Below are 22593 nucleotides of genomic sequence, written 5' to 3'. Positions count from 1 at the left end.
AACAGCGCAAAAACGATAATGTCCGAAAACAGCCAGACAACGGGGCAAAGCAAGGTTATAGTCAGCCTTGTGAAGATTGAAGATATTTATTATGCAGCTATGAAGGCCCGGGATCACCGCTTTGACGGTAAGTTTTTTGTCGGAGTTAAAACCACAGGAATTTACTGCCGTCCGATTTGTCCGGCAAAGCCTAAAAGAGAAAATGTTGAATTTTTTCGAAGCCACATTGAAGCCGAAGCTGCAGGTTATCGCCCCTGCTTGAGATGCCGCCCAGAAAGCGCTCCAAGATCGCCGGCTTGGATTGGAAAATCAGCCATCGTTCAACGCGCGGTTAAGATTCTTCATTCTCAAGAAACCATAGAATTTAACGAAGACCGGTTTGCAAAAAAATTTGGGGTAACAGCCCGTCATTTACGAAGACTCTTTGTCGAAGAAATTGGTAAAACACCTAAGCAACTCTCTTTTGAAAATCGTTTGAACTTAGCGCGAAAACTCATCACCGAAACTGCTCTGTCGATCACAGATATAGCTTTTGCCTCGGGATTTACTTCCATTCGACGTTTTAACGATGCTTTTAAAGATCGTTTTAAAAAAAGTCCGCGCGAAATCAGAAGAGATAAAATATCTCCAGACTCTGCATTAACGGTTTCTCTTCCGTACAGGCCGCCCTTTGATTTTTCTGGACTCATGAAATCCTATGAAAACCACCGTATCGGAAATCTTGAATGGTTTAAAGATGGAAAAATGTATCGTGTGGTTTCGCTAAACAATAAAGTAGGTCATATTGCCATTGCGAATGATCCAGAATCTTCTAGCCTGCTTGTTGAAATTGATTTTCCGGATACTTCTGCTCTGCATTTGATTATTTCAAGAGTTAGAAATCTTTTCGATCTTGATTCTGATCCTGTAGTTATCGCCAATGTTTTAGAAAATGATCCGAAAATAAAAAAACTTCTTAAACAGTATTCAGGAATCAGACTTCCTTCTGGATGGGACCCTTTTGAGATCTCTATCGCTGCTATTTTAGGACAACTTGTCAGCATCGAGCACGGTAGATCTTTGGTTCATGATTTGATTGAATTGATCGGTAATGATTCTGCATTTATTGTAAATGATAAAGCCGTGAAGTTATTTCCGACGCCAGAGCAGATTGCGAAAGCTGATCTTTCAAAACTAAAAACAACAAGAATTCGTAAGCAGACACTGATTGATTTTTCAAAAGCTGTAGCCAGCGGTGAAATTTCACTAGAGCCCACACAAAATGTCGAAGAATTTTTAAAAAAAGTTTTAGCGATTAAAGGTATTGGCCCGTGGACAGCCCAGTACATGGCACTTAAAGTTTTACGCGACACCGATACGTTTCCAGGAACTGATTTGATTTTGGCCCGCTCGTACGAACTTCACTCGAAAGAAGTTGTTAACTCGATGCACCCGTGGCGAGGCTATGTGGCCGCTCTTTTTTGGCGGGCTTATGCGGGGTCACTGCAAAAAAAGAAAGTGAGAAAAAATGACAACAACAAAAGTTCAAAGAAAAATAGATTCTAAAGTCGGCCCACTTTTTCTGGTAGCTTCAGAAGAAGCTCTTTATGGTGTTTTCTGGAAAGATCAAAAGCTAGCAAAAGAACAACCAGGCTCAAGACAAGAAAAACTGCTTGCTAAGGCTGAACGCCAGATTAACGAATACTTAGCAGGAAAAAGAAAAACTTTTGATATCCCTTTAAAACTTGAAGGAACAGCTTTTCAAAAAAGAGTTTGGGCTGAGCTTTTAAAAATTCCTTATGGCACAACAAAGTCTTATAAAGAAATTGCTGTGTCTCTAAAAAATCCGAACGCTTGCCGAGCTGTCGGAACCGCGAATGGAAGAAACCCAATCAGCCTGATCGTGCCTTGCCACCGCGTAATCAATGAGGGTGGTAAATTGGGTGGTTACGCTGGTGGACTACCAATTAAAAAACTGCTTTTAACGCTAGAGAAGCGATAAGAATATTTAAAATGGTGCAGGCTGCCACAAGCTACAAGAACCCGGGAGGCTTGTAGTTTCGCAGACTTATTGCATGTCTTGGGATCGGATATATCTAAATTTAACAGAAGTTGCAAGACTTCGCTGGGTCGAGCATTGGAGCCTTGATGCTATCGCTCTGCATTTCGCGACGACGAAGACAGCAATCTCGGAGCGGCTTAAGACCGCAAAGCTGAATCCGTCACGTATTGATTGGACCGTGATTGACCCCAAACATTGCGTGAGAAGGAAAACGAAAAAACGCTCGGTTGCCTGAGCGTTTTTTGACGATGGTTATTTTTTATTGAAGTGTTAGTAATCAGTGATATGCTTCGTTTTCAGTCTTGGTTTTCGGAAGACTGAAATAAAATGTTGAGCCACTGCCGGGTTTTGATTCTGCCCAAATCTTTCCTCCATGAAGTTCAACAACTTTTCTACAAGTAGCAAGACCAATTCCTGCCCCTTGATATTTAGACCCATGAAGTTTTTTATAAAGTGCAAAGATATCCTCTCGGTCCTTTGGGTCAAAACCAACTCCATTGTCACGTACTGAAAAAATCCACATATTATCTTTCTCTTCTAATTCAATTTGAATCTCCAGAGGAGTTTTGCTGTGGAATTTTATACTGTTTGCTATCAGATTCTGGAAAAGCTGAACAAGTAAATCAAATTCACCCAAAATAATTGGTAGGGATTTGTAGGTCACCTTTGCATTCATTTTTTTAATGGCATCATCAAGGTTTTGGATAACTGCTTTAACAACGTCCGTAGTATTGACTGCTTTAAATGTTATATCCACTTTTGTAAGACGTGCGTACTCCAAAAGATGATCGATAAGATTGAGCATCCGCTCCGAAGCTTTCATCATAAGCTGAACATGTTTAAGGCCATCGTCGCCCAATTTAATTTTAAATTCATCATTCAACAGAGCTAGGTAGCCAGAAATAGTAGCTAATGGTGATTTCAGGTCATGAGCAGCAACTGCAGCGAAATGCTCTAAATCTCGATTGCTCATTTCAGCTCTGAGAAGAGCAGTTTCTGTTTTTTCATTTTGAACTTTAGCAAACTCAGTCGCAGCTAGAGAAGTGGACAAATCAATAGTTCTGTCTATAACTCCGCGAACATCATAGGTCAAAACTCCTTTGGCTTGCAAAACCTCAACCAGCACTTCTCGTAAAATACTAAATTCTTTCAGAAGTTGCGGTAAATAATAACCAGAGAAATGCGCGCGTTCTCCGCCATGAGTTTTCCCCATTCCCACGGCTTCTGAAAATATTTCCAGTGAAACAATTTTTTGCTCCAAAGATATCGCCAGTTTATCAAGAAAAAGACTCAGTGAATTGACCATGACAATGGAAGACTTAGCCTCCGCAGCTAAAATTTTCTCTCGTACTCTTTCTTCCCAAAATTCTTTTATTATGTTTTTACTGACCTTGAGAGCTTCAGCAGCGCGTAAGTAATCAGATTCCATAGAGGCATTGTGCCCTTTCAAAATCTCATCTGAGTCTTCCGCTTGTCGGTTTTTCTCCATGTTTAAATCTCCCTCGAGTTAAAAAGCATCGATGATGCAAAAAATGCACCTTACTGAGTATCGATGGAGCATCCGCGTTGTATTTCTCTATGCGTGTCCATATGACTAATAAATTGCGGCCACGATAAGATCGTTTTTGTAGAGCTAAAATTGAAGGTGCTGTTATATTCGATTTGGCAGTGTTTGACCCATTTTTAACAGCTTTTGTCCCGAAGCCAATAAAGTGGGCTTTGTCGACCACAGCCCAAGCTTCTAGCTTGATGGTCTATATAATGTCGTCCGCAAGCCTATTAAAAAAGATTAGTTTGGTTTACAAGGTTTATCGAATGTTCTAGGCTGGAATAATTGAATCAGGGAGTCTCTATGAAATTTTTAATTGTTTCTTTCATATTTTTTTCTTCAGCGGCATTTGCAGAGTCAAACATTACAAGCCTAATTAATTCTAAGGGAGATTTGGTAGTTGTTATTGTTGATAAACCGAATGAGGGCCCATATGACGGCGCTACCCTTTGGTCATCTATGGTTGGATCGGACGCAACAAAACAAATTAAAGTTCCAACATTTTCATTAACTTGTGCAACTACGGTAACTGAGCCGCTTAAGGAACGTTTTGGATCTTGTAGAATTGTTCTAAGCAAAGAAAGAGTGAACTATGGAAATGGTTATTATGGAGGAATTGTCTCTGACGAGAAAGTCCTTGAATCTTTAATTGATAGTAACCATTCTTTTGTTGATGGAAAATTATTGATAACCGTAGATCATTCTCAAAAAGCTTTAGGGATAAAAATTGATGAGTCTCTAGTAAGTAGCCAGTAAACACTTATTAAATTAACAGTTCACGCTACATTTTACAGACGATTTTGGAAGAACCAAAATCGTCTGTTCATTTAAGATACTGTAGTTATACAAATTCGACTGCGGGTTCAGTTTTTTCAGTAGCCTGCTGCGAACTATGCTGCTTCACAAGATCAGCAAGACTAAATTCATCATGCGCCGAAATCAATGACCTGTTTTCAATGCCGTTAGCAGTTTTGATTCTATAACAAGGATGAGCTGTTTCCATCGAAGGTAAATGCACAAGCCCCCTATAGATATAAAATCTTTTTTGATGTTTGGTGTAATGTTTGTACGGCTCAAGACTTGAAAATTCAGGAAAAGCATTTCTAAATTTTAAAATCACACCAACTTCACGGTCACGAACTGAATCAAATGAAATTCCAAGTTCTGCGGCTGCCTTTTGATAAGTTAAAGTTGGCGTTTTCAAGTAAAGTAATTCTACGACTTGGGTTTGCTTTAGTGTCAGGTTATTGCGAACCTCGAAAAATCTTTTCCAGATATTGTGTAATAACACTGATCCAGCTTGTGCAGGTAAATTTAAATTTTTGGCTGCGATTTTCTGTAAATCGAATCTATCTTGGAATTGAAGTTTTATAAACTTAGAAAGTAAGCTTTCAATAATTGACTGATGGGTATAGAAATCGTGAGTTGTGTATATTCCGGAAAATAAAACTGCCACTTCGGGGTAAAACTTTTTTAGACCCAAACATTCTGTATTAAAAATTTCAACAGCATCTTCAGCGTTGCGTAAACCTTTAGTAAGTAAAAACGCTGTAACTCTAAATTTAAATGGAAATTCATCAAAGCTACCAGTTTCATATAAATCAGAAATTAACGACTGCTTTAAATCGTTGGGCTGTGCGCACATAAGTTCAGTCATTGGGTTTATTGAATTTAGCCTATCAAACTTAAGCTGCTGATTTAGGGCGTAATTTAGCTCTGTATCTACGTTTGATTCGGGATAGCTTAGGTGTAATTCCGTTGCATGATGATCTAAAATTCCAAGCCAATACTTTTTTTTCTCAGGCTTTATGCCGTTTTTAAAATAATCAATTTTGGGCTTCATGGATTCAGATTCGGGTTTAAAAAGCCCTTGGGATTGTAATTCCTGATTTAAGTTTTTCTCTTTTTCATTAGACCAGCCAGAAACGGTATCTAAGTTTTCAGGGAATTTATATTTAGGTTCAAGCTTATGGTTAATCCAACTTTTAAAAGGCGCAGCCGCAATAACGCGACCTCGTAGCTCAACGTCAACAACAATACGTCTTCGGCCAGATTTCGGGTCAATTGAGCCTGTGACAATTTTATCTTCCGGCTCGTCATCAGTTATTTGGCCTTTTGCGATTATAACCCTTACTTGCGGTTTATAATCAAATTTAAGGAGGATTGCGTCTTCGTCACGGTCAAAGCCTGCAATGGACGTAATAAAGGGTTTAAAGCCCTGCCATTTGTCATTCCACTTGGCTGCTAAAACGTAACTGCCGCTATATGCATGCGGCAAAGAGATCATCTGATCAGCCAATTGGATTAAATTTTGTTTTTCAGTCATGGATAGAATCTTATCCATAAAAAGTGCCCCCACCTTTTAGTTAAAGCGGAGCATACAATTAAAAATCAATTAGAGGGGGTCAAAAAAATACTTTTGTAGAGGTTTCATAACGTTAGACAAAACAAAGCCCTGAAATTACCCCCAAAAGCTACATCTAATGTAAAGGAGGTCATTGTTTTCAAGTCTTGTGCCAGAGATTTTATTTTTTATGATTGGTATAAAAAGATTTAATACTGATTTAGTTTTTGATCGAAACTTAAATCAAAGTATCAAATTTTTTTCAATCTGTAAAGAGTTTTCTCTCTGAAATTCAAGATTTAATCCAAAAAAACAAAAATAAATACATTTTAAGTCCCAGAGAAATACGTCACGCGAAGTTCACGCGTCTGTACGTGTTTACGAACAGCAATTTTTAAAACTTGCACGGCGTGGTCTAACTTTTAACTGAAGTTAGCAGCACCTGTGCCAAACTTTTTAGGAGAATTTTATCAAAAAAATTCTAAGAAAAATGAAAACAGAAGCAATTCAACAACAATTTTACAGAGGAGGTCTTTTATGACAGATAAAAATAATTCAAATAATCCAAGTGATGCGTCAATCATGATGCTTGTTATGGTCTTAATGCTCGGGGTGCTCGCTAAAAATATTGATTACCTTGAACAATGGGTCATACAGCACTGGTTTGTGCTTTCAGTATTTGGCATCGGTATCATTTATGCGATCACAAGATACATGAAATGGAAGTTTAAAATGAAACATCCAGAAATGTATGAGCGCGAAATGGCGATTAAGCAAATGCAGAATAAGCGAGATCATAATGATTACAGATAAATCAATTTATATCGGCAGAACATTACGGGGGGATAACCCCCTTTTTCTAACCGAAAAAATGAGATGTGGTCATGTGCAAATCATCGGAGCTACAGGGCGCGGTAAAACCGCCTCTGTGGTTCTTCCGTGGTTTATTCGTGATTTAATGGCTGGAAACATTCCGATCCTAATTGATGGTAAGGGTGATGAGTCAATACTCTATGAAATGCAGTCAAAACTAAGTGTTGATGAGTTTCAAAGAATAGCGGTATTTGATTTATCAAATCCAAATTCACTAAGTCTAAATCCATTGATCGGAGGCACGCCCTCTGAAATTGCAGATCGGCTGATTCAGTCTTTAGAATTTGAAAGTCAGTATTTTAAAGATATTCAACATGCAGCAGTACTTATGGTGCTTGAGGTCTTAGATGTGTGCGATGAAGCACCAACTCTACCGCGACTTTACGAGCTCTTATCAGATTCAGGAAAAATTTTAGATTTAACTAAGAAAATAAAATATTTCCCAGAACATCTGCTGAATGAGGTAACGAAGTTTTCACAAACTAGGTCAGACACCAGAGAAGAAAGGCTATCTGGTATTTTATCACAGCTAAAGCCGTTTAATACGGCTAGCTTTAAAAATTTAGTGAGCGGAAACGAAATTGACCTCAAAGCCATTTTGGAACAGTCAGAATCCACAAACTATCGCGCAGCAGTTATTTTACTAAACACTTTGCAATTTCAAAAAACAGCTAAGGTTTTTGGTAAAATGGTGATGCAGCTTATGGCGTGGATTACAGCCACCCGCAATCCAAAGTCAAACTTTGCTCCGGTATTTATTGATGAGTTCTCAGCCTTTGTGTTTGAAGGGTTTGAGCAATTCTTAAATAAAGCAAGGTCTAGAAATATTGGCCTTCATTTATCGCATCAAAGTTTAGGGGATTTGGAAGCCGTTTCACCAAGTTTTGCAAAAACCGTAAACGTGAATACCAATGTTAAGGTTTTACTTGGGTTAAATGATCCAGATACGGCTGATTACATGGCAAGGCATCTTGGCACACGGACAAAACTAAAATCCACAGAGCGTGCCAAAAAAGATGATTGGGGTGATGTTGAAGCCAGCGGCGAAATATCACTTCGGGAAACTGAAAACTATAAAATCCATCCCAATAAACTTAAAAACTTTTCCCGTGGCCAAGGAGTTTTAAGTTTATTGGTGAATGGCTATCCATTTACAGAGGAGGTGCAATTTGACAGATACAAGTAAAAAACTAAACGTGCTTTTAACAGATCGTGATTGTTTGCTGTTACTTACGCTTTATGAAAATGTCACAACCAGTTTTTATCAAATCCAGAACTTATTTTTTCGTGGCAAAAACCATGCGACCGCGATGAACAGGCTGCGGCAACTTGAGGATGCAGGATATTTAAGCCGCACACGAATTCCACGAATCAGGTCATGGAATGGGGGCCGCGAAGTTGGTGTGGTATTTCAAGTGACAACAAAATCACTGCGAATGCTGCAAATGAAATATCAGAGTGAAAACTTTGTTGATAAAATCCCAGCCATTAACCCTTTAAGTCTAGACCATGATTTACTGATCAATGACATAAAGCCGTGTATCCAACGGCAGTTTGATAATGGCAAATGGATTAACGGCAGGCATTTATTAGACAGTCGTGGCTATAAAAAAATCCCAGATGCTGTTATCGAATTTGCAAATTCAGATCGTGTTATTGCCATAGAACTAGAGCTTCACACTAAGAGTTCTATCAGGTATCGGCAGATAATTTCTGAATTTCGTGCAAGTTCTAAGATTGAAAAAGTCATTTATGTCACAGCCAGTGCGCAAATTGATCGAAAAATTATATCTGAGCTTGAAGGGTTTCAAGTGCCAAATGGGTACAAAACAAAATCAGAAATTTTTAGTTTTATACAGCTTGCAGAACTGCTGGGCCAAACAACACATCAATCGGAATGTTTGATTTAAAGTTTGGGTTGTCAAAACTCGTAACTCATTGAAATCAAACAGCCTGCCTGATTATTTATTTCCCTGATCCCGTCGCTTAAATTTGCAGACCACTCCCCCTCTACGATGGAAAGTGGTCTGCAAAGCGCTACGGGGGTAAATAAATAATCAGGCATAGGAAGAGGAGGTAGGTATTATATATATTAAGGTATTAGGAACTAAGAAGACAGAAAACAGGAATCAAAAAATCAACAAAACACAACTAAACATGAAAGGTCGGTGTCACATGAAAATAAAAATTCAACTTAACAAATTAAATGAATCAACTCTTAATCAATTTACAAAGGAGGTGGTATGTCAAAACGTGATCAGTGGAAATGCGTATCGATTACACGAAAACTCCATGCGTTAACGGAGTCAGATTATTCCAATGTACTTGCAGAACTTTGGGATTTATTGGTAAAACAAAAACATCCGATCTCAGAAGTTCTAGTTCCTGCGAAAATACATAGCTCCCGGTTGAGTAAACCTAACAGGAGTTATGACAAATGAAACGTTCATACAAAAAATCGAATATCCGTAGTCCTAAGTCAAACGTGGCTAAAATATTTAGAATTGCGATCTACACCCGTGTCAGCACCGAAGAACAAGCTGAAAATCCCGAAGGGTCTATAAAAAATCAAGAACAGCGCTTACGTGAGTATGTAAACCTTAAAAACTTGGTTGAACCTTTCGGTGAAATCACGACTGTGTACTCAGACCCCGGCGTATCGGCAAAAGATATGAAGCGTCCTGCATTTCAGAAAATGCTTAGAGCTATTGAAAATCACGAAATTGATTTAGTGCTAGTGACAGAACTTTCAAGGTTTTCAAGATCGACGAAAGATTTTGCCCTGCTTCAAGATTTTCTAAAGGAACATGATTGCAAGTTCATGTCGATTCGTGAAAATTTTGATACAAGTGGCGCTGCGGGTTCAATGGTACTAAATTTGATGGCATCAATCGCAGAATTTGAGCGTAGGCAAACTGCTGAAAGGGTGTCGAATTCATTTCTAGCTCGTGCAAAACGCGGGCTTTATAATGGCGGAAGCATTCCGCTAGGCTACATGGCAGGACCCGATAAATCTGGGACTTTGGTTATCATTCCCGAAGAAGCTGAACTTGTGAATTTGATGTTTAAAACTTATTTGAAAGAAAAAACACTGGCTGCAACTTGTAAGTGGCTTACATCAAATAAAGTTCAAATTCCAAAAGAAGTGCGTGGCGGCGGTGGCCCAAGGGCTAAGTATTTGCGACTTGAAAATGTTTACCGGATCTTAAGCAATAAAGCTTATATTGGCGTTCGGGTGTTTCAAACTAAAAATGGCACAGACGAAGTCAAAGCTGTTTGGAAACCAATCATTGATACAGCAACCTTTGATAAAGTTCAAAAGCTGCTTAAGGAAAACTGTGGTCACAGAAAAACTCATGACAACAAATATCCTTTTCTGCTTTCAGGAATCACTTTCTGCAAAGAATGCGGCGAACGAATGTCAGGAGCTAGTGCCACAAGTCATACGGGTAAAAAGTTTGGCTACTACGAACATCTTGCAACCAAGAAAAATGAATCTGTTTTAGAAGAAAAACTTTTAAAACATTCACCGCGCAGAGTTCCTGCTGAAAAACTTGAAATCGCAGTCTGGGCCGAAGTTAAAAAATTCATTTTAGATCAAGCGTTTACTGAAAATCTTTTAGCCAGAGCCAAAGCTATTTCTGAAAATGTCCAAACTCATGATGAATCTAAGGAGCTTGCTTTAAAAATTGGGGTTTTAGAACGTCAGATTACGGTATTAGCTGAAAGGCTAAGTAAATTGCCCGAAGATATGGATATGCAGCCGATAGTCGATCAGATGAAAGAGCTTCAGGTCAAGAAGTTGGGATTTGTAGCTAAATCAAAAGAGGTCAAAGAAAAAGTTGAAGTTTTAGAACCTCTAAAACTTGAAACGTACGAAGTTTTTAAAAGCGGTTTAGAAAGCTTAATTGTGAAAGGAGAAAACGACCCGAAGATGAGGTCTGATATCATAAAATTAATCGTTCATAAAATCGAAATCTTAAAAGATGGTTTTGAAATTCATTTCCACGTGGGCCAAGCTCACTATAATAACGCACTCAAGGGTCAAACCTTGGGTGCGATTTTTTTCGTTGGTAGCAAAAAGACAAAAGAAAACCCTTCGGTCCATGGTGGACCTAGTCAGAATTTAAATTTTTTTAAGGGTGTGGGTTCGTCTCGCTTGACAAATGGTGCAGTCGGCAGGACTCGAACCTGCAACCTACCGGTTCGAAGCCGGGAATTCTATCCATTGAACTACGACTGCATTAGGTGCGTTGTGACAACGCTATCATCGCGTTATCATAAAAATCGTAAATGATAGCTAAAATCAAATCAACTTGTAATGCACTTATGTATTCCTTTAAAATGACCCTGATTTAGCCAAAAGGAGTTCTGAATGGCCTCACCAGATTTAAAAGTTAAAAGCACAATCACTAACGAACAAGTTGCCCGTTACGTGGTCGAAAAAATCACTGTAGAAAACGATATCGAAGCTCAATTACGTAAAGACACCACTCGCCTCTCTCAAGGCGGCATGATTTCAAGCTCTGATGTAGGAAGTTTTTTAAGTCTTATGGCTCAAACGGTAAACGCCAAAAAAGCCATCGAAGTCGGAACTTTTACAGGCTACACGGCCTTAAAAATTGCTAAAGCCTTGCCTGCCGATGGCAAAATCATTTCTTGCGACATCAGCACAGAATGGACTGATATGGGTAAACCATATTGGTCAGCGGCTGGCGTTGATAAAAAAATTGATTTAAGAATTGCGCCAGCTATGGAAACTTTAAATTCTTTAAATGCCACTGAAGCCGGAACTTTTGATTTCGCTTTTATCGATGCCGATAAATTAAATTACCACAACTACTTTGAAGCCTGTTTAAAACTCTTACGCCCAGGTGGTGTGATTATTTTAGATAATATGCTTTGGAGTGGCGATGTGGCTGATAATTCAGTTCAAGACGAAACCACAGTGGCGCTTAGAAATTTAAATTTAAAAATTAGCCAAGATACACGCGTTGATAGCTGTCTATTAACTGTGGGCGATGGCTTAATGTTTGTTAGAAAAAAATAATTACTCGTCCCACCAGATCAACTTATTTGGAAGTTGATTGCCGTGGGTACTTGTTTTTGGATATTTCGGGCTTAAGGTCTTTTTTAGATGCTCAATCGCTTCTAAAAGACCTAGTTCGTAGCTTCCCGCTTTGAAATCATCTTGTAGAATTTTAAGAATTTCTTCGCTTATTTTTTTTGAATCTGCAAAGTCAGAACGCATATCCGGAAGAATAACAATTCTGTGTTCCATTAAAGAAATAAATAACAGTAAACCTTGATGCGCTTTTGTTTCGAATAAATGCTTTTTTAAGAACACTTGTTCAGCTTCAAGTTGCGCAAACTGATGACGATACTTCGCTGGTGTTAAAAGCCTACGAACTACATTAAAGCGGGCTAAGATAAACCCAATCACCAGTGTGATTGCAAACAATGTCGCTAACACATGAATAATCATCGAAGCTTCCCAGTCATGCCACTGAGAAAGATAATAGGCCTCAAAGCCAAAGAACACGAACACCATTAAAAGTGCACTGATCACAAACGGCACATGTAAGGTCGGTGTTGAGCTTTTTGCAATCACAGGAACTAATTCAAAATCAACCGCTTGCTCGAAGTCGGCAATAGCTGATTCAATTTTTGCGGCATCAATTTTAATTTTACCCATGATCAACTCCTACCAATCACCCGAGGCGCCACCGCCGGAAGAGCTTCCTCCTCCGCCGGACCAGCCACCGCCGCCACCGCCACGGTAACCACCACCGCCTCCGCGGCCGCCACTTAATAAATTAAGCAAAATCCAAAGCGCTGTTGACGGACTGAACATAAAAATAATAAGCCAAAGAACGCCTAAGATTAAAAAAACCTTGGTCATTGAAAGCTTTTTATCTGACGAACCTTGTTCATGACGATCCGCTAAATTACCGCGATCGCGTTTTGACAACGCAACAGACGGATTATTTAAAATTTCTTCTTTAAATTTATAAACATCAAAAATCTGACCGTCAGGAGTATTAGCTGCCTGATTAATCGCTTCGGTTGTTAAAAATATTCCGGCAAAATAATTACCGGCTTTAAAGATCGGTCTGGTGATTTCGCTCACAATACGTTTTGCGATAATATCCGGAATATTACCTTCAAGGCCCTGACCCACTTCAATACGAAGTTTGCGGTCATTTGTGACTATTACAAATAAAACACCGTTATCTTTTTTCTCATCGCCTAGTTTCCATTTATCAAAAACTTGAATCGAAACCTGTTCAATGGCTTCGCCTTCAAGGCTTGGAATAATTAAAACTTGGATCTGAGCTCCGCCTTGCGCTTTGATGGCGTGAAGACGTTCAGAGATCTGCGCTGATTCATTCGACGAAAGAATACCCGCCCGATCAACGACAGGACCAGTTAAAGAAGGAACCTCAAAGGCTGACGCGAATGTCAGCCAGAAAAATCCCAAGGCAAAAAGAAGGGTTCTAAAATGAGTTATCACTTAACGCTTAAAATTAGAATTTAACTTCTGGAGCTTTTTCGTTAGTTGTTTTTTCAGCTTCTGAAACATCCCACTGAGGCATTTTTTCATAACGATAGATAATCATGTTCGTGATGTTCGTTGGCGGAACCGACACTAAGTTATTAAAACCTTTAATGTGTTCGATGTAACGGTTACGAGCCACAGTGATGCGGTTTTCAGTGCCTTCTAACTGCGCTTGTAAATCACGAAAGTTTTGATCAGCTTTAAGGTTAGGATAGTTTTCGCTCACAACCATTAAACGACCTAAAGCCTGTGATAATTCACCTTGAGCTTTTGAAAACTCAGCTAATTTTTCAGCTGAAACTTTAGATGGATCGATTTGTACTGAAGTGGCTTTAGCACGCGCTTCAACAACATCAGTTAATGTTTTGCTTTCATGACTTGCATAACCTTTAACAACGTTAACTAAATTAGGAATTAAATCCGCACGACGTTTATATTGGTTAGTGATTTCAGCTAAAGCGGCGTCTACTTCGTTCTTTTGTTGAGGAATGCTTTGGATACCACAACCTGTAAGAAATAAAGCCATAGCTAATACGATAATTTTTTTCATAGTTCTCCCCTTTAGGAAAAGGCCAATCTGAGTTGGTGAAAACAATCTATCAAGCTGCTTGCTTGAAATAAAGGAAACAGCTAATCTTTAACTCTATGCAAAATACTGGCAGCCCCTACAATCTACGTTTTACCGACCTGCCTGATTTCGTCGTTTTCAACAAAAGATCTGGCTTTCGCACCCACAGAGTGAATGAGAACCAGTTGGGGTTAGTTGAAGTATTATCGAGCAAAATTAAACAAGAATTATTTGTAGTTCACCGCCTTGACAAAGAAACAAGCGGACTCATCCTGTTCGCTAAAAATAAAACTGCGGCAGCAGCGTTAGCGCAACAGTTTGAAAGCCGTGACGTTAAAAAAACTTACTTCTTTTTAACCGATCAAACTTTAAAAAAATCTGACGAAGCCATCACTGTTAAATCGCATATCGACAAAGTTGATAAAAAGTTCGCGAATGTTTTGGGTAAAGAAGATAACTCAGAAACGAAATTCACTTTCGTTAAAAAAATCTCTGATTCGATTTACTTATGGAAAGCTGAACCCATCACAGGTAAACCGCACCAAATTCGCCTGCACGCTGAAAAAATCGGTATTCCGGTTTTAGGTGATCACGAACACGGCGGAAGCCCGTGGTTTCGTTTAGCGCTTCATGCCGCTGAAATTACTTTTTCCTTTGATGGCAAAACTCAAAACTTTAAAGCTCCACTTCCCTACTGTTTTGAAAACAGAGTTGAGCTTTTAGGTGAATTTGTTGCTAACGAATATTCAGATTTAAATGCGTTTATGCCTTTAGAAAAAGGTCAGACTTACCGTTTATACCACCGCACCAACCAAGAGGTTGAAATCAGAGCCGATCTTTACGGCTCGATCATCTGGGTTTACTGGTATAAAAAAGATGCGCCAACAGAAGATGATCTTTCGTCGTTATCAGAGTTTTGTAAAAAGCATGAGTTAGATTATGTGGTTCGCCATATGATCAATCGTGGAACTGGCGTTGGTGGCAAAGAACAAAAAGATCTATACTACGAGGCAGCGCCAGAAAAATGGACCGCAAAAGAACATAGTCTGATCGCTGAACTTCGCCGTGACCAAGGTTTTTCTCCAGGGTTATTTTTAGATCAACGTGATAACCGCCAATTTATTAAAGACCACAGTAAAGGTAAAACAGCGTTAAACCTGTTTTCTTACACGTCACTATTTTCTGTAGCTGCGGGTGTTGGCGGAGCTAAACAAATCACAACCGTTGATGCCAGTCGCACATTTTTAGATTGGTCGAAAGATAATTTTAAACACAACAATCTCGATCCTGAAAAGCATGAATTCTTCGCGCAGGATTCATTGTTATTCTTAGAGGGCTCAATCAAACGTAACCGCAAGTGGGATATCATTATCTGTGACCCACCGTCATTTGGCCGAACAAAGACGACTACTTGGAAGTTAGATAAAGACTTTCCAAAGTTAGCCAAACTGATGTGGTCTTGCTTAAACGGCAAAGGCTTAATTCTTTTTACCTGCAATTATGAAAAATGGTCTTTAAACGACATTCAAAAGCAATTTGAAAAAGCTTTACCTAAGGGCCAATTTAAATTTCAAGAATTACCAACACCGGATTTAGATTTTGAATTTCCGGATGCTTACGACAATCTTTTAAAAGGTTTGATCGTCAAAAAAAATTAGCCGCAAGGATTTTGGCTCGCGGCTAACTTACTAGATTTTAAAAATCTAATTATTTAGAAAGAGCGTATTCACAACGTTGAACTTCAACGTCATTTCCAACTTTATAAGCTCTGTAAAGTTCCATATTGATGAATGTACCGATGATCTCACCACGTGAATCATAGTCCATATAAGCCGTTTCGATTTCTAGATAGGCAGAAATTTTCTTGCTGCTAAAAGATAAACCTAAGTGAGTATCCACATCAGAATCATGATCAACTGTTGATCCCGTTGAAGCCATTTTTAAAGATCTGCCGCTGGCATCAGTTAAAACTAATGAGTCACCTTTAATCTTCTCATCAACACGAGCATTATCGTCTTGCTGAAAGCCTTTCACGCAGATTTTTGCCACATCACCGCAGCTCATGCCTGGGCGAGAATTTTCAGTTAGTTTTGCGTTTAAACACACTGTTTCGGCAAAAGCCGATGTTGCTGCGATCGTAGTAACTAATAAAGCCATAGCGAATTTCATAAACACTCCTAAAGGGTTGGGTTATTTTGTTTTGCTTCAAACAGGAGTGTTTATACCACCAGCGGGCATTTATACGGGTCAGTTTTTGGTTAAGGCAGGGTTTTGCGAGATAGCCGCTACTTTTTTTCAGCGGCTAGGCGTAAAATGTCTTCGGCTGAATCCAGGGTTCTTAAGGCATAAGATGCCTTTAAAATCGAGATCTGTTCAGGCGTAATATCTTCGTTTTTGCCAAGTCGATGTAAACGGCTTTGGAAGATCTGATAAAGACATAAAGCACCGGCTACCGAGATGTTAAAACTTTGTACAAAGCCCGGCATCGGAATAATCACACGTTCGTCGGCAGCCTCTAACATTTCTTTAGAAACCCCGTCTTTTTCATTACCCAAGACAAGCGCTAAAGGCGTTGAAAAATCCACTTCATGAAGGGGTTTAGCCGCTTCTAATGAAGTCACACAGATACGAATTTTATTATCTTTAAAATATTTAACCGCTTCAGAAGTTGATTTCCACTTTTTAGTTTCTACCCACTTATCAGCACCTTGAGTGACTCGCTGAGAATTTTTAAATTTTTCTTGGGTTTCGATAATGTGAAAGTTAGCAAAACCTAAACCTTCCGCTGTACGCATCACCGCAGAAATATTTCCGCGGTCATAAATACTTTCTAAAACCACCGGAATTGAAAAGCAGCGTTTAGCCGCTACGTTTTCAATTTTTCTTTGGCGCTCTGGAGTAAGCAGTGGCCAAATTTTTTCCATGATGGTTTCAACCGAAGCAGAGTGCCCCGGTTTGTATTCTAAAGGAGTCGTTAACGGAAAGTGATTGTTCATTTAAAATTAGAAACCTAAACGAGATAAATCGCGTGTGATATTTTTTTGGTGCGCTTCTAGCGTACCGCCACCGATTTCTAATAATTTAGAATCTCTCCATAGACGTTCAACAACGTATTCGCCCACATAACCAAAACCACCAAGAACTTGGATCGCACGGTCAGCAACGTTTTTAGCCATTGTTGTAGCTACTAGTTTCACGCCGTCTGAATCTAAACGGTTACCTTCTTTATGAAGATCATGCTTACGAGCTGTATCATACACGTAAGCAGAACTTGCTTTGTATTCAGCATAAGAATCAGCCACATACTTTTGAATTTGGCCGTAGAAGCTTAAAGGTTTACCGAAAGATTTACGCTCGTTTGCGTATTTATTCATAATTTCAATTGAACGACGAGCAATACCTAAAGACATTGCTGCTAAGCCGATGCGCTCAAGCTCAAGGTTACGCATCATATGTAACATTGAATCACCTTCATGACCTACTAGGCGGTCAGCTGGGATTTCGCAGTTTTCAAAAACTAATTCAGCCGTGTTAGATGCACGCATTCCAAGTTTGTCGTGGATTTTTTGACCCACGTAGAAACCCATGTCGCCTTTTTCAACGATGAATGTTGATAATTGCGCACGACCGTTTTTCTCGCCTGTTTTAGCGTAAACCCAAACTACGTCACATGATGTGCGGTTTTCATCTATTGCACCGTTTGTGATCCACATTTTGCGGCCGTTTAAAACGTACTTGTCGCCTTTTTTAGTTGCTGTCGTTTGCATACCCATAACATCTGTACCGTAATCTGGTTCAGACATGGCCATCGCACCTACGAATTCACCAGAAGAAAGTTTTGGTAAGTATTTTTGTTTTTGCGCTTCAGAACCGTTAACCGCTAAGTTGTTTACGCAAAGTAAAGCGTGCGCAAGGTAAGCTAAAGCAAAACCTGGATCAGAAGCAGATAATTCTTCATGAACTAAAACAACAGCCGAAGCGTCTAAGCCTGATCCGCCGTATTGTTCAGGAACTGTGATTCCTAATAAACCTAATTCACCTAATTTTCTAAATAACGGTAAATTGAACTGTTCTTTTTTATCAAACTCGTGAGCTTGTGGCTCAACTTCAGCTTGTACAAAAGATTTTAAAGTATCACGCAACATTTGGTGCGTTTCAGTTGGATTAGTTAAATCAAAAGTTTTTAAATCAACAGTGTTCATATCTCTACCTCTAAAATTTGAATGGCTTGACTGTAGCAAAGGAGTTTGGCTTGATAAAGGTCAAAATAAGGATTTAGCTATGAAAAAAGGGTCGAAAAAAGCCACTATTTTAGGCGTTGGCACTGAATTAACCACCGGACAAATCACTAATAAGAACGCCTCTTGGATTTCTGACAAACTTATTCCCTTTGGCCTTGAAACAGCGATGCAGCTTACGGTTCCGGACGATCGTGCTTTAATCCTTAAAGCTTTAGACTATTGCGCCCAAAATTCTGATTATATTTTCGTAACTGGCGGCCTTGGCCCTACCAGTGATGACTTTACCCGCGATCTGATCAGCGAGTGGTCTAAAAAGAAAATGCAGTTTGATGAAAAATCTTGGCAGTCAATCCAAGTGCGTATGACAAGCCGTAATCTTCCGGTTAAAGATATTCAAAAACAACAATGCTACTTTCCTGAAGGTGCCGTGGTTTTAAATAATTCACAAGGCACTGCTAACGGCTTTCAAATGGAAGTTGAAACAACCCATGGTTTAAAAGATGTTTTTATCTTACCTGGCCCGCCAAAAGAAATCGAAGCGATCTGGAGTGAATCCATTGCAAAATGGTTATTTGTTGAAACACAACTGTTCGATAAAAAATTAACAAAAGCTTGGGATACATTAGGCTTACCAGAATCAGAAGTGGCTGAAATGGTTGAACCTTGTTTTGAAGGCCGCTGGCCCGATTTAAAATACGATGTCGGTTATCGCGTTCATCACCCGTACGTTGAAGTGAAATTTTCTTATTACAAATCACAAGAAAACTTTGCCAAAGCCATCGTTGAAAAAATCGATAAGGTTTTAGAAAAAGCCACAGCTTTAAAAAACTTTGCTGATATCACACAGGCGTTTGCTAAATTAACTTCAAACGCTGAGTTTGGTTTTTACGATTTCGTGAGCGGCGGATTTTTACATCACCGTTTATCAAATGAATTAAAAAAATATAAAAACTGGGTTTGGAAAGAATCACAGCAGCCGTTAGATACTGACTTCTTCGCGCATGAAGAAAACTTTATCGCGTTATTCCCGCAGGATGAAAATTTAGAGCGCGCCGTGGTGATGGGTAACTTTAACGGTCAAAGCTTCACCGTTGAACTTGAAGCTTCGCTTAAATCACCTTTAATGATCGAACGCCGCAAGCAATACTTTGCTGAAATGGCGCTGATCACTTTTGTAAAAAACGTAACTAACGCGTAAAAATATAAAACGATAGCTCTTCGCAGATCGAATTAATTTTATTCGTCTGCATAACATCAAGTGCTGCGAACTCTAGCCCCACTTCTGCGGGTTTTCCGTTTTTCTGTTTTACGTAACGAACAGTTCCCTGAACAGCAAAACCAGCACTTTGTTCTGGCTTAATTAACGCGTGCACAGGATTACCTTTTTTAAAAATCGTTTGATCTTCGCCTAAACGAAGACTGGCTCCCGCTGTTGAAATATTTAAAAGCTGGCCTGACACTTTGGCTTTACCGTCGTTAGAAACAACCACGGAACAGTATATCGGAAATTTAGGGTGTGCCTCAAAACGAATATGTTTTCTTCTCGCCAGCACATACGTCTGATCATTAGGAGCTTCGACATAAAAACCGCGCTGGTTAAATCTAATTCGCGCTTTAAAGAAATACATCTGTGTACCGATTTTAAAACTAAAAGCACATAACTTATCTTTAAGATCTTCAACTTCTTGGGGAAGAATATAAATTCTTTTAAACTTATCTTCTGGAATTGTGGCTAGTTTTACCTTAATAACCTTTTGTGAATTGGCAAAATTCAGGCTGAGCTGGCATTTCTGAAATACTCCATGGGTTAAAATCCGGTCAACTTCCAGGCGAGTTACCTTTTTAAATTGGTTATTAGTCATCTAAACCTCATATAATTAGTTTTAGATAAAAAGCTCTATGAAGCAATGAATAATCCCAAAACTATTTAGACCATACCCTCTTGCGAAATGCCCCACTCCGCGATAGCCTGATGTCCGTGGATTGATTTGTTAGAGTTTTATTATTCTACAAGCTTTCCCTCTCACAATTTTAACTTTCTAAGAGCAGATGTTCTTAGAGACTGAAGGAGCCCTGTTATGCAAACTCAAAATGAGTCTGCAGCGTCTACTGCTGCAAACGCGCGCCTAAATGCTTTCAAAAGCGCTATCGAAACAAGAACAAACTCAATCGCAAAAATCAAAGATCAGTTCGGAAAAGAATCTCCGATTTCTGAATACTTTGGTTGTATGACTTTTGGTCTTGCACAGATGCGCGAGAAACTTCCTAAGGATGCTTACAGCAATTTATTAAAAACTTTAGAGCAAGGTAAAAAACTTCCAAAAGAAACAGCTGAAGCTGTGGCCTCTGCTATTAAAGAATGGGCGATCACTAAAGGTGTTACTCACTACTGTCACTGGTTCCAACCGATGACGGGTTCAACAGCTGAAAAACATGATGCCTTCATCACAATCCAACACTCTAATCACTCAGAACTTCGCGTCATCGAAAGATTCACTGGCGGACAATTAATCCAAGGTGAACCAGATGCATCGTCATTTCCTTCAGGCGGCATGCGTTCAACTTTCGAAGCGCGTGGTTATACAGCTTGGGATCCATCTTCTCCATTATTTATCATTGAAGAAGGTAACGGTAAAACATTATGTATTCCGACAGTATTCTTCGGATACCATGGCCAAGCATTAGATAACAAAACGCCTTTATTACGTTCAACAGAAGCAATTTCAACAGCTGGTTGTGAGTTCTTAAAATTATTAGGTGATGTAGATGTAAAAAAAATCTCTACAACTTTAGGCGCTGAACAAGAGTACTTCTTAGTTGATAAAAACTTCGTAGCCTTACGCCCAGACTTAATCATGACTGGTAGAACATTAGTTGGTTCCCCGGCAGCTCGTGGCCAACAATTAGAAGATCACTACTTCGGAGCTATTCCTTCTCGCATTACTCAGTTCATGCAAGAAGTTGAATTTGAATTATATAAATTAGGTGTACCTATTAAAACTCGCCATAACGAAGTGGCTCCAAGCCAATTCGAATTAGCACCGATCTTTGAAGATATGAATATCGCTTCAGATCACAACTTATTAACAATGGAAGTTTTAAAGCGTACAGCTTTAAAACACGGTTTAGTGTGCTTATTGCACGAAAAACCATTCGCCGGCGTTAATGGATCAGGCAAACACAACAACTGGTCAATGGCGAACGACAAAGGTGAAAACTTACTTGAACCAGGAAATACACCTCACCAAAACTTACGTTTCTTAGCTTGTTTAGCTGTGACATTAAAAGCCGTTCATGACAATGCAGCCGTATTACGCGCAGCGATTGCTTCTCCTGGTAATGATCACCGTTTAGGAGCAAATGAAGCTCCTCCAGCGATCATTTCAGCGTTCTTAGGAAGTTTATTAGAAGACATCTTAAATACGATTGATGCCGGCAAAACTTTAAAAGCCACTGAACAGTCTATTATTGATTTAGGCGTTAACAAAATTCCTAATGTTTCTAAAGACTACACTGACCGCAACCGCACTTCGCCATTTGCTTTCACTGGAAACAAATTCGAATTCCGCGCCGTCGGTTCAACTCAAAACGTAGCTGTTCCAATGTCGATCTTAAATGCTGCGGTAGCTGCTTCTTTCAAAGAGTGCTCTGCAAGATTAAAAGACCTTCTTAAAAAGAAAAAACGCGATGAAGCTGTTATGGAACTAGTTCGCCAAGTGGTGAAAGAAACTAAACATATTCGTTTCAGCGGCAACGGTTACTCTGACGAATGGAAAGCTGAAGCTAAAAAACGTGGTCTTCCGATTTTAAACACAACTCCAGCCGCTTTAGAGATGTTTAAAGACAAAAAGAAAACACAGTTCTTAGTTGATACAAATGTATTAACTCAAGAAGAGATCGGTTCTCGTTACCACATCGCGGTTGAACGTTATGTGAAAACTTTAGATATCGAGCATTTAGCTTTAATCGAATTAGCTGAAACTTATGTTGTACCGGCGATTGAAAAACAATTTGCAGCGTTAGCAGCAGCTCACGCAGCGATTCCTTCAAAAGCTACAGCGAAACTTCATGAGACACGTTTAAATACGTTAGACACTGTCTTAGGCAATGTGCTTATGGAATTAGAAAAATTCAAAGGTATGATTGATAAATCGAAAAAATCACACGACGAAGAAAAACGTATGCGTGATATCGTAGATCAATTACAGCCACAAAGCTTTAAGTTACGTGCGGCTTGTGACCAAGCTGAAAACATCGTTGCCGATGAATTCTGGCCACTTCCAAAATACCGCGAAATGCTTTTAGCTAATACGTTAGCTTAGGTCGGCGGACGCCGAAGATGCGAAGCCTTCGGGCTTCGCTGGATTAATCCAAAAAAAAAGAGGCGATCTTTCGATCGCCTCTTTTAGTTTTAAGAG

19 protein-coding genes, 1 tRNA gene and 1 pseudogene are annotated in these 22593 nt (G+C 39.3%); 11 read left to right on the top strand and 10 right to left on the bottom strand.

All coding sequences use genetic code 11. The annotated features are described in order from the left end of the window. The first annotated feature begins 69 nt into the window (after nucleotides 1–69). Nucleotides 70–1545: a DNA-3-methyladenine glycosylase 2 family protein gene (locus tag ACKWCF_RS05365; RefSeq protein WP_409479674.1), complete on the top strand. Its 1476-nt coding sequence runs from the start codon at nucleotides 70–72 to the stop codon at nucleotides 1543–1545. Beyond that, the gene (locus tag ACKWCF_RS05360) at nucleotides 1508–1981 is read left to right on the top strand and encodes a methylated-DNA--[protein]-cysteine S-methyltransferase (RefSeq protein WP_409479673.1); all 474 of its coding nucleotides are present in this window, start codon (nucleotides 1508–1510) and stop codon (nucleotides 1979–1981) included. The genes ACKWCF_RS05365 and ACKWCF_RS05360 overlap by 38 nt, the downstream gene beginning before the upstream one ends. A gap of 337 nt (nucleotides 1982–2318) precedes the next feature. Here ACKWCF_RS05360 and ACKWCF_RS05355 read toward each other — a convergent pair whose 3' ends face one another. Beyond that, nucleotides 2319–3530, bottom strand: a complete 1212-nt coding sequence (locus ACKWCF_RS05355; protein ID WP_409479672.1) for a sensor histidine kinase — start codon at nucleotides 3528–3530, stop codon at nucleotides 2319–2321. A 363-nt stretch (nucleotides 3531–3893) separates the two neighbouring features. Here ACKWCF_RS05355 and ACKWCF_RS05350 point away from each other — a divergent pair, with 363 nt between their 5' ends. Then, the gene (locus ACKWCF_RS05350; protein ID WP_409479671.1) at nucleotides 3894–4346 is read left to right on the top strand and encodes a hypothetical protein; all 453 of its coding nucleotides are present in this window, start codon (nucleotides 3894–3896) and stop codon (nucleotides 4344–4346) included. A gap of 85 nt (nucleotides 4347–4431) precedes the next feature. Here ACKWCF_RS05350 and ACKWCF_RS05345 read toward each other — a convergent pair whose 3' ends face one another. Further along, the gene (locus ACKWCF_RS05345) at nucleotides 4432–5934 is read right to left on the bottom strand and encodes a hypothetical protein (RefSeq protein WP_409479670.1); all 1503 of its coding nucleotides are present in this window, start codon (nucleotides 5932–5934) and stop codon (nucleotides 4432–4434) included. Between the two features lie 537 nt (nucleotides 5935–6471). Here ACKWCF_RS05345 and ACKWCF_RS05340 point away from each other — a divergent pair. The 4 genes and pseudogenes from ACKWCF_RS05340 to ACKWCF_RS05325 all read left to right on the top strand — a co-directional run. After that, nucleotides 6472–6747 (top strand): hypothetical protein, encoded by a 276-nt coding sequence (locus ACKWCF_RS05340; RefSeq protein WP_409479669.1) that lies wholly within the window; start codon nucleotides 6472–6474, stop codon nucleotides 6745–6747. Next, nucleotides 6734–7993, top strand: a complete 1260-nt coding sequence (locus tag ACKWCF_RS05335) for a type IV secretory system conjugative DNA transfer family protein (protein WP_409479668.1) — start codon at nucleotides 6734–6736, stop codon at nucleotides 7991–7993. Before ACKWCF_RS05340 ends, ACKWCF_RS05335 begins: the two co-directional genes overlap by 14 nt. After that, nucleotides 7977–8717, top strand: coding sequence for a replication-relaxation family protein (locus tag ACKWCF_RS05330; protein WP_409479667.1), 741 nt, complete (start codon nucleotides 7977–7979; stop codon nucleotides 8715–8717). Before ACKWCF_RS05335 ends, ACKWCF_RS05330 begins: the two co-directional genes overlap by 17 nt. A gap of 527 nt (nucleotides 8718–9244) precedes the next feature. Then, a pseudogene (locus tag ACKWCF_RS05325) lies at nucleotides 9245–10378 on the top strand (recombinase family protein); the annotation flags it as partial. Nucleotides 10379–10974: 596 nt separating this feature from the next. On the opposite strand, the gene ACKWCF_RS05320 reads toward ACKWCF_RS05325, so the two are convergent. Next, nucleotides 10975–11050 (bottom strand) — tRNA-Arg (locus tag ACKWCF_RS05320). Nucleotides 11051–11182: 132 nt separating this feature from the next. Between ACKWCF_RS05320 and ACKWCF_RS05315 the strand changes: the two genes are divergently transcribed. Next, entirely contained in the window at nucleotides 11183–11857 is a 675-nt protein-coding gene (locus tag ACKWCF_RS05315; RefSeq protein WP_409479666.1) for an O-methyltransferase, read from the top strand. Here the strand turns inward: ACKWCF_RS05315 and ACKWCF_RS05310 are convergent, their stop codons facing one another. Genes ACKWCF_RS05310 through ACKWCF_RS05300 form a run of 3 tightly spaced genes read right to left on the bottom strand, consistent with a single transcriptional unit; the run spans nucleotide 11858 to nucleotide 13916 of the window. Beyond that, nucleotides 11858–12502 carry a hypothetical protein gene (locus ACKWCF_RS05310; protein ID WP_409479665.1) on the bottom strand — a complete coding sequence of 215 codons (645 nt, stop codon included), beginning with the start codon at nucleotides 12500–12502 and terminating at the stop codon, nucleotides 11858–11860. 9 nt (nucleotides 12503–12511) lie between these two features. Then, nucleotides 12512–13288, bottom strand: coding sequence for a TPM domain-containing protein (locus ACKWCF_RS05305; protein WP_409479664.1), 777 nt, complete (start codon nucleotides 13286–13288; stop codon nucleotides 12512–12514). A 46-nt stretch (nucleotides 13289–13334) separates the two neighbouring features. Beyond that, complete coding sequence (locus ACKWCF_RS05300; RefSeq protein ID WP_409479663.1) at nucleotides 13335–13916, bottom strand: LemA family protein; 582 nt, start codon at nucleotides 13914–13916, stop codon at nucleotides 13335–13337. A gap of 95 nt (nucleotides 13917–14011) precedes the next feature. On the opposite strand from ACKWCF_RS05300, the gene ACKWCF_RS05295 reads away from it, so the two are divergent. Further along, complete coding sequence (locus ACKWCF_RS05295) at nucleotides 14012–15592, top strand: pseudouridine synthase (protein ID WP_409479662.1); 1581 nt, start codon at nucleotides 14012–14014, stop codon at nucleotides 15590–15592. 49 nt (nucleotides 15593–15641) lie between these two features. Here the strand turns inward: ACKWCF_RS05295 and ACKWCF_RS05290 are convergent, their stop codons facing one another. From ACKWCF_RS05290 to ACKWCF_RS05280, 3 genes are all read right to left on the bottom strand, one after another. Beyond that, entirely contained in the window at nucleotides 15642–16103 is a 462-nt protein-coding gene (locus ACKWCF_RS05290; protein WP_409479661.1) for a hypothetical protein, read from the bottom strand. A gap of 116 nt (nucleotides 16104–16219) precedes the next feature. Then, on the bottom strand, nucleotides 16220–16930 hold the full coding sequence (locus ACKWCF_RS05285) for a TrmH family RNA methyltransferase (RefSeq protein ID WP_409479660.1): 711 nt from the start codon (nucleotides 16928–16930) through the stop codon (nucleotides 16220–16222). A 6-nt stretch (nucleotides 16931–16936) separates the two neighbouring features. Beyond that, complete coding sequence (locus tag ACKWCF_RS05280) at nucleotides 16937–18136, bottom strand: acyl-CoA dehydrogenase family protein (RefSeq protein ID WP_409479659.1); 1200 nt, start codon at nucleotides 18134–18136, stop codon at nucleotides 16937–16939. Between the two features lie 79 nt (nucleotides 18137–18215). On the opposite strand from ACKWCF_RS05280, the gene ACKWCF_RS05275 reads away from it, so the two are divergent. Beyond that, the gene (locus ACKWCF_RS05275) at nucleotides 18216–19373 is read left to right on the top strand and encodes a competence/damage-inducible protein A (RefSeq protein ID WP_409479658.1); all 1158 of its coding nucleotides are present in this window, start codon (nucleotides 18216–18218) and stop codon (nucleotides 19371–19373) included. Here ACKWCF_RS05275 and ACKWCF_RS05270 read toward each other — a convergent pair. After that, entirely contained in the window at nucleotides 19363–20037 is a 675-nt protein-coding gene (locus ACKWCF_RS05270; protein WP_409479657.1) for a PilZ domain-containing protein, read from the bottom strand. The genes ACKWCF_RS05275 and ACKWCF_RS05270 overlap by 11 nt on opposite strands. A gap of 216 nt (nucleotides 20038–20253) precedes the next feature. Between ACKWCF_RS05270 and ACKWCF_RS05265 the strand changes: the two genes are divergently transcribed. Then, on the top strand, nucleotides 20254–22497 hold the full coding sequence (locus tag ACKWCF_RS05265) for a glutamine synthetase III (RefSeq protein ID WP_409479656.1): 2244 nt from the start codon (nucleotides 20254–20256) through the stop codon (nucleotides 22495–22497). Nucleotides 22498–22593 lie beyond the last annotated feature (96 nt).

This window comes from Pseudobdellovibrio sp. HCB154 (genome assembly GCF_046267985.1).
Classification (GTDB): Bacteria; Bdellovibrionota; Bdellovibrionia; order Bdellovibrionales; family Bdellovibrionaceae; genus Pseudobdellovibrio.
Note: the sequence above shows the minus strand (reverse complement) of the source record. Positions and strands in the feature narration are given on the sequence as shown.